Source organism: Castellaniella hirudinis (genome assembly GCF_047468865.1).
GTDB lineage: Bacteria > Pseudomonadota > Gammaproteobacteria > Burkholderiales > Burkholderiaceae_B > Castellaniella > Castellaniella hirudinis_A.
The window spans coordinates 1-9,905 of sequence record NZ_JBLGTV010000027.1 but is presented as its reverse complement, the minus strand read 5'-3'; the positions used below and the strand labels follow the sequence as shown (position 1 = coordinate 9,905).

Genomic DNA, 9,905 nt, shown 5'->3' with positions numbered 1-9,905 from the left:
GGCGACCCAGTGGCCGAACTAACCGCCGTGTCAGCTCAATACCGCCGGCACTTCTGGCGGCGTGAAGTGGTTCCTGACTGTCGAAATGAATATTTCAGGGCTGACTAGCGAGATTTGTTGAAACCCGCAGCATTGCTGCATCTTCATCAATGAGTGAGGCTCAAACTGTCGAACTCAGGTGGACTGGGTGGTCACGATGCCGGAATCGCTGGTCACGATCAACCGGAATACCCACGCACGGCGACCCAGTGGCCGAACTAACCGCCGTGTCAGCTCAATACCGTCGGCGCTTCTGACGGCGTGAAGTGGTTCCTGACTGTCGAAATGAATATTTCAGGGCTGACTCAGTAGCCTGCCTCTTTCTGGTGTCGGAAGGCCAGAACATACACCGCATCGTCGGCCGGTTCGCAGCGGTACAGGGCCACATAGCCGGAATCCCCGAAGGCAATCACCAGCTCGCGCAGTTCGGGCATTTCGGGGTACGGCCGACCAATGTCGGGGGCTGTCTCCAGCAGCAGGAATTGCCGCTCGATGGCCTCACCGGCACGTCTGGCGACGTCCGGTGCCTTGGCGGCCAGAAACCGCCGGCATCGTTCCAAGCCTTCTGCCGCGCCTTCGGTGACGATTACTCGTGGCACTCAGGCACCGCCCTTTCGTCATTGGTGCCCCAGGTGTTCAACCAGGTGCGAACTTCTTGGCCGGTCAGGTGGCGGCCGGTTTCCTTGTAGGCCGCCCAGGATGTCAAGGCTTCCTGCTTGAAGCTCTCGCGGGCTTCTTCGCGCTCGACGTACAGCTGGATCGCTTCGAGCATGATCCAGTGGGGCGAGCGGCGGCGCTGGCTGGCCAACTGCTGGACGCGACTTTTCAGCGCGTCGTCAATCTTGAGAGACGTTGCCATGGTGGGATTCTTATCACATAGTAATACTTAGTGATAATAGCCCTTCCCTGCCCCCGAGTCCATCGCGCTGAAACTGTTTTGAAAAGGCTCTTTAGGGCTGGATTATTGAGCTAGACGCATATAGATCGCGCTTTCATAAATGAGCCTGACGGGCTACGATAGGCGCATTAAGGTATGCCCAAAGGAACCAGCATGAGCAGGACGAAGCCAGCAGCCGCGCCGATGATGGGTTACCGTCCGGCAAACAGCGCCTTCGCACGTGACATGACGCAACCGCTGGGATGAGCTGGAAACATTGACGACCACGATTCTTTCCGCCGATCAGGCCGACCTGTTCACTCACTTGACGACGGACAAGGCCGACTTGTACCGTCGCATCATGGATTGCTTTGCCGCGGCCAAGCGGCAGTTTCGCCTGCATTTGCGCCCTGACGAAGTCCTGGCCGAAGTCGACTGGTCCGGCCGGGCGGCTCAGGATCGGCCCAGACTGGACGAAATCCAGGCCGCCCTGCGGCAACTGACCGACTGGGGCAACCTGGAATCCCAGCCGGATATCTCGCGGGTCACCACGCTGAACGACTATTACCGCGCGCAGTATCTCTACCGCCTGTCGCCAGGCGGCGAAGCCGTCGAGGCCGCCCTGGAAACATTCGCCAAAACCCTGGGGCGGCGCGCCGAACTGCAAACGGTTGCGCTGGAAGATATCGCCAGCCGCCTGCAGGCCTTGCGCGTATTGGCCGACCAACAGCATCCAGACGCCGCCAAAGTGCATGAAGTGCTGCGCGACTTGGTTCGGGTGTTTGAAAACCTGGCCGACAACGCCCAGGCTTTCATGGCCGGGATCGGCCGCAGCCTGGAACTGCAGCAGGCGCAGGCACAGGCGGTCATCGGCTACAAGACCCGCCTGATCCATTATCTGGAACGCTTCATCGGCGACTTGGTGGCGCGTTCGGGCGCGATCGCCGCGCACATCGAGGCGCTGCAACCGCATATCGAATCCCTGCTGTGGCTGACGGCAAGGCGCGAAGTCCGCGATCAGGCGCCCGGCGATGCCGGAGATGAACCGCCCGCCATGGATCAAACCCTGGCCAGGTGGCACGAACGCTGGACGGGGCTGCGGCGCTGGTTTCTCAGCACGGGGCACGAGGCGCCCCAGGCCGAACTGCTGCGATCCAAGGCCCGATCGGCCATCCCCCAATTATTGGCCGCCGTCGCTGCGTTGAATGAACGGCGCAGCGGCCGCAGTGATCGGTCCGCCGATTTCCGTGTCCTGGCCCGCTGGTTCGCCGATTGCCGGGACGATGACGAATCACACCGTTTGGCGCGGGCTGCCTTTGCCCTGAACCCGGCCCGCCATCTGGCCCAGCAGGCAGCCGGCGGCGCCGATCTGCCCGCCAACACCGCTTGGGCGGATGCGGCGCCCATCCAGGTGTCGCCGCGCCTGCGCGAATACGGCGAAGCCGCGCCGCGCGGGGTTCAGCCCCGCATCCGCGACCGGGATCAGGAACGCCGCCTATTGGCAGCCCAATTGCAGGAAGAACACGCGCAGATCGAAGCGGCCAGGCAGCGCCTGGCGACGGGCCGCCTGACGCGCCTGTCGGATCTGGGCACGCTGGACGGCACCGCATTTTCTCTGTTCCTGAGCCTGCTGGGCGAGGCATTGACTGCCCAAGCCTGCCCCGAAGACACGGTGGACATCCAGAGCGGTGACGGGTTGCTGCGCATCGCCCTGCGGCCCCTGGCCGCTGACAGCCGGGCCTGCATCGACACCCCGGCCGGCCGCCTGAGCGGCCGCGACCACCAGATCCTGATTTCCCGCACCGAGACAGGCCGATGAAACGCGACAGCCGCAGCATCCGGCAGCAACAAGTCCGCTACCAAGACAGCGAGCGCATCCAGGCCCTGCGCGCCCTGCTGATGGATCCGCTGATGTTGCCGGATCACGCGCTTTTTCCGGCGGTGCTGCGGCACGCGGACAATCTGCGCGGCTGGTTCGCCCGCGAAGCCGGCTGGCCTCTCCACATCGAACGCGACTGCGCGCGGCTGTACAAACGGCCGGCCGACCTGCAGGATGCCAGCCGCGGGCTGCCCGGCTTCGACCGCCGCCGCTACGTGCTGCTCTGCCTGGTGTGCGCGGTGCTGGAACGCGCGGATCCGCAGATCACCTTGCAAACGCTGGGAACCCGGCTATTGACGCAGGCGGCCGACCCGGCCCTGTCCGATCGCGGATTCCAATTCACACTGGAAGCCGTGCACGAGCGCCGCGAACTGGTCGCGGTCTGCCGCTATCTGCTGGACTTGGGCGTGCTGCAGCGGGTGGCCGGCGACGAAGAAGGCTTCATCCGATCCGGCCGCGAAGCGCCCGGGGAAAACAACGACGCGCTGTACGACATCCACCGCCGGGCGCTGGCGGGCGTCCTGGCGGCGGTTCGGGGGCCGTCGACATGGCGGGCGGATCAGGCCCCCGCGACCTTGTCCGAACGCCTGATCGCCCTGACCCAGGAATATATTCCAGACAGCCCGGAAGGCCAACGCACCGCCCTGCGCCACCACCTGACGCGCCGCCTGCTGGACGACCCCGTCGTCTATCTGGATCAATTGGCGCCGGATCTGCTGGCCTACTTCGTCAACCAGCGGGGCGCCATGGCCAACCGCCTGGGCGAAGCCACCGGCCTGCAGGCGGAACAACGGGCCGAGGGCCTGGCCATGGTCGACATCGACGGCGACCTGAGCGACGTCGCCATGCCCGCCGAAGGCACGGAAGCCCACGTCACGCTGCTGGTCGCCGAATTCCTGGCGCGGGCGACGATCCGGCCGGGCAACGCAAGCCGCGGCCGCCATCATGTCACCGTCACAGAACAGGCGGTGGCCCGCCACTTGGCGCAAGTCCGCGAAACCTTTGGCCGATACTGGCGCAAATCCGCCCGCCAGGCGGGGTCTGAACACGACCTGGCGGCCCTGGCTCTGTCGCGCCTGCAAGCCTTGCAGCTCCTGACCCGCGATGGCGAGACCATTCGTCCTCTGCCCGCGCTCGCCCGCTTCGCCCTGGCGGACGCCGAGGTGCGTGCCGCCGGCGCCCATAAAACCCGACGCGCCCCGCCCCCGCCCGCCCAAGGGGGCCTGTTTTCATGACGCAACAACCGCTTCCCGCACCAGCCCCGGCCGCAGACCCGATCCAGGACTCGGCGGCGCCGCAGCAGCCGCCACACAGCATGCCGCAACAAACCCACATGCCGCAGCCGGACTTGCCGCAGCCGCATTTGTCACGCTGGCAACCGCTGCGGCTGGGGCTGATCAACCTTTTTCATTACGACAGCGAAGAATTCCACTTCCGCGACGGTCATCTGCTGTTGCGCGGCAACAATGGCACGGGCAAATCCAAGGTGCTGTCCCTGACCCTGCCGTTTCTGTTCGACGCGCAAATCCGGCCATCGCGCATCGAACCGGATGGCGACAACACGAAGAAAATGGCCTGGAACCTCCTGCTGGACCAGCATGAACGGCGCATGGGCTACAGCTGGGTGGAATTCGGCCGTCTGGATGCCGATGGCCAGGCCCGATACCTGACCCTGGGCTGCGGCATGTCGGCGGTGGCGGCGCGCAGCCATGTGGACTCCTGGTATTTCGTGCTGCCCGAGGCGCGCCTGAACCGCGATCTGTGGCTGATGAACCCCAAGCGCACCGTCCTGACCCGCGACCGGCTGGATACGGCCCTGCAGGCGCAGGGGGGCCAGTTGTTCCGATCAGCCCGCGACTACCGGCGCATGGTCGACGAGCATTTGTTCCAACTGGGGCAGGTCCGCTACGCAGCCCTGATGGACACGCTGGTGCAGCTGCGCCAGCCGCAACTGTCCCGCAAACCGGACGAATCCAGTCTTTCGCTGGCGTTGACGGAAGCCTTGCCGCCCATGCCGCAGGAATTGCTGATCGATGTGGCCCAAGCCCTGACGCAACTGGAAGAATACCGGCGCGAACTGCGGGAATACAGCGCCCTGGAACAGATCGTCAGCCAGTTCAGCCACCGCTACCAACGCTACGCGGCCACGCAACTGCGGCGGCAGGCCCGGCAGATACGCCAAGCCCAGACCCAGTTCGACAACGCCAGCCGCGCCCTGAACGAACAGCGACAGGCACTGCAGACCGCGCAAGCCGCGGAAACCCGGGCAAGCGCGGATCAGCGGCAGGCGGACACCCAGTTGACCGCCTGCCGCACCCGCCTGGACACCCTGCGATCCGACCCTGCCATGGCCGACGCCCACACCTTGAACCAGGCCAGCCAACAGGCCGCCCTTCGTCTGAAGGACGCCCACCGCGCCCAGGAACAAGCGCGCGCACGACAGAACCAATCGGCGCAGGAACAAGCGGCGGCCCAAGGCCGGAAAGACCAACTGGAACAGGCGAACCAAGCCCTGGCCGATCTGCGCACGCGGGCCGATCGCGCCGCCGAGCCGGCGGGCCTGCTGGCCGTGTACCGCGACAGCCCGCTGGCGGGTGCCAACGACGCCGGGCCGGACGCCCGTCTTCTGGAATCCGCGCGCGAGGAGCTGCTGCGCGCCCGCGATCTGCGCCAGGATCAAATCCAGGCGATCCAGCAGCGCTGCCAGGCGGTCGCCCAGGCGGTCACGCGCCTGCGGGATGCCGGCCGCCACCATGATCAGCGCCGGGATGAACAGCGGGAGGCGGCCGACCGGCGGGAACACGCGGATGCTCAGGCGGAAGCGACCGGCCGCCAACTGCTGCAAGACTGGCAACAGCATCTGGACGACCTGCGGCAGCTGCGGATCGCGGACAGCGACCTCGTCATCCAATCGCTGGAAGCCTGGACGCTCTCGCTGCAGGGAGACAACCCGGCGCGGCAGGCGCTGCTGCAGGCGCAACAGGCCGCCAGCCAGCGGCTGGCGCGACATCAGGCGCATCTGCGCACGCAACAACTGGCCCTGCAGCAGGAACAAACCGATCTGCAGGCCGAGCGCACGGCGTTGGAAACCGGCTCCGACCCAACCCCTGCACGGCCCGCCTGGCAGGCAACAGCCAAACGCAGCACGCGGCCGGGAGCGCCATTCTGGCAACTGGTGGATTTTCGCCCGGGTCTTGCCGCCGCGCAATGCGCGGGCCTGGAAGCCGCCCTGCAGGCGGCCGGACTGCTGGATGCCTGGGTCGGCCCGGACGGCACGCTGCAAGATGCCCAAGGTGCCCCAATGGATCACGACGCCTGGTGGCAGGCCCGCCCGGCCCGGACACCGCCCCTGAGCGATTGGCTGATTCCCGCCGGCCCGGACGATTTGCCGCCCGATGAGGCCACCCGCCAGGCGGCCCGGCATATGCCGGCACTGCTGTCGGGCATTGCCTGCGGCCCGCAAGACGATCCGGCGGCCGAAGCCTGGGTGTCCCCCGGCGGCCGGTTTCGTCTGGGGCCGCTGACTGGATTCTGGCAAAAGCCCAGCGCCGAGCACATCGGTCACGCGGCCCGCACAGCCGCCCGCCAACGGCGGCTACGACAACTGGGCGCGTGGCTGGACGAACTGGCCGACCGCCTGGACGCGCTGGCACAGCAAGCCGCGCAGTGCCAACAAGACCAGCGGCAGGCCGCCCACGAATGGCAAACCGCCCCGTCGGACGAGGCCCTGCGCGCCGCCCACATCCAGGCGGCCGCCAGCGCCCGGGAATACGCAGCGGCCCAGGAACGCCTGCGCCAAGCCGCACAGCAGCGGCAGCAAGCGGACGATGCCCTAGCGCAGACCCGCCTGAGCCTGCAACAAGATGCCCACGACCTGCGCCTGCCCGACAATGAACCCGCTTTGCAGGACGTCGCCCGTCACCTGCGCGACTTCGCCGACCTGGTGGCGCCGCTGCTGGCCGGATGGCACGCCCGCCGGCAGGCGGACGGCGAATGGCAACAGCAGGCCCGGCGCGCCGCGCAGGCGGCGGCCGACAGCGCCGAAGCGCGGGAGTACGCGGCCGAATCCGAATCCTTGGCCCAACAAGCGCAGGTTCACCTGGAAACGCTGCAAGCCAGCATCGGTATCCAGGTTCGCGAACTGCAGCGGCGGCTGCGCGAGGCCGCCGACGCCACGCACCAGGCGGAACAGCATCTCAGGCAGTCCGGCGTCACCCTGCAACAGGCGGTGGAAACCCGCGCACGGGCGGAACAACAGACCGAGGCGGCGGCCGGCCATTTGGAACACTGCAGCCAGCACCGCCAACACACCGTCGACATGCTGCGGGGCTTTGCCAGGACAGGCCTGCTAGCCGCCGCCCTGCCCGACCAGGCACTGCCTCAACAGGACGCCTGGTCGCTCGACGCGACCCTGACCCTGGCCCGGCGCTGCGAGCAATCCCTGCGCGACATCCCGGACGACGACCCGGCATGGGCCAAAATCCAGGCCGATATTTCGCGCGACTACACCGATCTGGGGCGTGCGCTGACCGCCCTCAATCATCAGGCGCAGGCCGAGACCAGCGACTTTGGCCTGGTGGTTCATATTATTTATCGCAATCGCCCGGAGCAGCCCGACCAGCTTGAAGCCCACCTGAAGTCGGAAATCGCACAGCGTCAAGAACTGCTGAACGCCCACGAACGCAAAGTCCTGGAAACCCACTTGCAAACGGAGATATCCAGCACCATCCAGCGACGCCTGCGCGATGCGGAGCGCCAGATACAAGCCATCAACCAGGAACTGCACCAGCGCCCCACCACAACCGGCGTGCGCTTTCGCCTGCGTTGGGAACCTTTGCCGGAAGGGGCGGACGGCGCCCCCGTGGGCCTGGCGGCGGCCCGCCGCCAGCTGCTGAACACCAGCACGGACTTATGGACGGCGGAGGATCGCCGCGTGGTCGGGGAAATGCTGCAGCAACGGATAGACGCCGAGCGCAGCCGCAATGATATGGCACTGGGCGCGGGACTGCTGGAACAACTGAGCCGCGCCTTGGACTATCGCCACTGGCATCGGTTTCGCGTCGAGCGCTGGAATGGCAGATGGCAGCCGCTTTCAGGGCCCGCATCCAGCGGCGAACGCGCACTGGGCCTGACCGTCCCCCTGTTTGCGGCCGTTTCCAGCTTCTATGCCCAAAGCCCCTTGGCACCACGCCTGGTTCTGCTCGACGAAGTGTTCGCCGGCATCGACGACGACGCCCGGGCGCACTGCTGGGCGCTGATCCGCGAATTCGATCTGGATTTTGTCATCACCAGCGAACGGGAATGGGCCTGCTCGGCCGAACTGCCCGGCGTGGCGATTGCCCAGTTGCAACGCCACGAGGAGATTGACGCCGTCCATGTCTCGCGCTGGGCCTGGGATGGCCGCACCCGCCGCCGGGAGGTCGACCCTAACCGCCGGTTCCCGCCCGCGCTGGAAACCCCTGTGCCGGCGGCAACCCCGGATGTCTCGCACCATGACGGCACCGGATGAACGTCTGTCACGCCTGCTGGGCGGCCCGGCGCTGGCCAGGCTGCGTCAGCGGCTGCGCCGCCACTACGAACGCCATCCAGCCGGACACGCGCCGCCCACTCTGCAACTGAGCGGGCTGACAGCGCTGGAACAAGAGCGGCTGGCCGAGCTGATGGGACGACCCGTCCGCGCCGCCGGATCCTTGCGGATCGACCTGGCCCGAATTGATGCCGCCTTGCGGCAGGCCGGCATCTGCGATTCTCTGCGCGATGCGCTGGCGCGGCTGGACGGCCCGATCGCCGACCGGATGGCGCTGCGGCAAGCCAGCCAGCGGGCCTGGGATCAACTGTCGACCGGGCGGATCGGGCCGCCCACAGCCCCCGAGGCCACGCTCGATCCCAGACTGCTGGCCTGGCTGCGCACCCCGGGCGCCCTGACCCTGGTCAAGCGCCTGAGCCAGTCCAGCATCCCGCAGGCACAGGATCTGCTGCGGCGGGCGCATGCCGTCATGCGGTGCCTGCCCGCCAAAGGCATGCCCCGCGCGCAACTGGCGGCCCAGACGCTGGGCGATGCCCACAGCCTGGATACAGGCCAGCCGGTCGCCCGCATCATCCTGGCGGCGTGGCCCGCGGCCGATGCGCCGGATGATCGGGAACGGGATCGGGATCGGGACATCTGGGCGCGCGCAGGCGTGCTGGTCAACGAACTGGCCCGCCCCGCCCTGTTCCTGAATCTGCCGGTGCGGGATGCCGCCTGCCGAACCTGGATTCCCGGCGAACCCGCGTATCTTTCATTGCGCCAACTGCTGCGCCGGCCCCCCGCATGGCAGGTGGCGCAGCAGCCGGTATTCCTCTGCGAGAACCCGAATCTGCTGGCCATCGCCGCCAGCGAACTGGGCCCGGCATGCCCCCCGCTGGCCTGCACCGACGGCATGCCGGCCGCCGCGCAACGCACGCTGCTGGATCAGCTATCGGCCGCCGGCGCCCGCCTGCACTACCACGGCGACTTCGACTGGCCCGGGCTGCGGATCGCCAACCACATTCTGGCGCGCTGGCCGGCCCAAGCCTGGCGCATGCGCGGCAGCGACTATGAAGCGGCGGTGCGCCAGGCCCCAAGCCGCCCGGCGGATCTGGGCGAACAAATCGTCCAGGCCCGCTGGGATGCCGACCTGGCGGATCAAATGCGGCACCACGGCCTGAAAATCGCGGAAGAAGCCGTGGCATCAGTCCTGCTGGCCGACCTGAGCGCCTGCGCGAAGCACGCGTATTATCGCGGCAACTGAAGCGTTTCGGCACGAAAGGAAACGTCCCCGGCATCGCTTCCACCGCCTGGAAGGAAATAAAACACCGGCCACGGCACCCGTGTCCCTTTTGCCTTGTCTCCGCCTGGCCTTTACCCGGCCTTCGCCTTGCCATGGATCGCCGTTGCCTTGCCACGGTTCGGGCATGCCCTTTCTGTCCCCCTGCACCCCAGGGCCGGATGATCCCCGGAATAATGAGGCATCCACGCCCCCGGATGCCCGTCATGTCCAAACGCCCGCCCCCGCACCCTTCCACTGCCGACGACCACGACAGCCCCTGGAAGCTGGCGCTGGAACTGTACTTCCCGCAGGCCCTGGCCCT

6 protein-coding genes are annotated in these 9,905 nt (G+C 67.2%); 4 read left to right on the top strand and 2 right to left on the bottom strand.

From position 1 onward, the window contains the following. Positions 1–344 precede the first annotated feature (344 nt). Together ACMHYJ_RS16770 and ACMHYJ_RS16765 are read right to left on the bottom strand one after the other, a co-directional pair. On the bottom strand, positions 345–599 hold the full coding sequence (locus ACMHYJ_RS16770) for a type II toxin-antitoxin system RelE/ParE family toxin (protein ID WP_414247297.1): 255 nt from the start codon (positions 597–599) through the stop codon (positions 345–347). Between the two features lie 26 nt (positions 600–625). Beyond that, positions 626–898, bottom strand: a complete 273-nt coding sequence (locus tag ACMHYJ_RS16765; protein ID WP_414247296.1) for a CopG family ribbon-helix-helix protein — start codon at positions 896–898, stop codon at positions 626–628. Positions 899–1,193: 295 nt separating this feature from the next. Here ACMHYJ_RS16765 and ACMHYJ_RS16760 point away from each other — a divergent pair, with 295 nt between their 5' ends. From ACMHYJ_RS16760 to ACMHYJ_RS16745, 4 genes are all read left to right on the top strand, one after another. Beyond that, complete coding sequence (locus ACMHYJ_RS16760; protein ID WP_414247295.1) at positions 1,194–2,735, top strand: TIGR02677 family protein; 1,542 nt, start codon at positions 1,194–1,196, stop codon at positions 2,733–2,735. Next, complete coding sequence (locus tag ACMHYJ_RS16755) at positions 2,732–4,030, top strand: TIGR02678 family protein (RefSeq protein WP_414247294.1); 1,299 nt, start codon at positions 2,732–2,734, stop codon at positions 4,028–4,030. The genes ACMHYJ_RS16760 and ACMHYJ_RS16755 overlap by 4 nt, the downstream gene beginning before the upstream one ends. Positions 4,031–4,110: 80 nt before the next feature. After that, positions 4,111–8,304 (top strand): TIGR02680 family protein, encoded by a 4,194-nt coding sequence (locus ACMHYJ_RS16750; RefSeq protein ID WP_414247293.1) that lies wholly within the window; start codon positions 4,111–4,113, stop codon positions 8,302–8,304. Beyond that, positions 8,288–9,565, top strand: coding sequence for a TIGR02679 family protein (locus tag ACMHYJ_RS16745; protein ID WP_414247292.1), 1,278 nt, complete (start codon positions 8,288–8,290; stop codon positions 9,563–9,565). The genes ACMHYJ_RS16750 and ACMHYJ_RS16745 overlap by 17 nt, the downstream gene beginning before the upstream one ends. Positions 9,566–9,905: the final 340 nt, after the last annotated feature.

What these genes read in the sequence shown, in the direction of transcription:
- ACMHYJ_RS16765 (WP_414247296.1), bottom strand. Translation starts at nt 898, where the DNA reads ATGGCAACGTCTCTCAAGATTGACGACGCGCTGAAAAGTCGCGTCCAG.
- ACMHYJ_RS16755 (WP_414247294.1), top strand. Translation starts at nt 2,732, where the DNA reads ATGAAACGCGACAGCCGCAGCATCCGGCAGCAACAAGTCCGCTACCAA.
- ACMHYJ_RS16750 (WP_414247293.1), top strand. Translation starts at nt 4,111, where the DNA reads ATGCCGCAACAAACCCACATGCCGCAGCCGGACTTGCCGCAGCCGCAT.
- ACMHYJ_RS16745 (WP_414247292.1), top strand. Translation starts at nt 8,288, where the DNA reads ATGACGGCACCGGATGAACGTCTGTCACGCCTGCTGGGCGGCCCGGCG.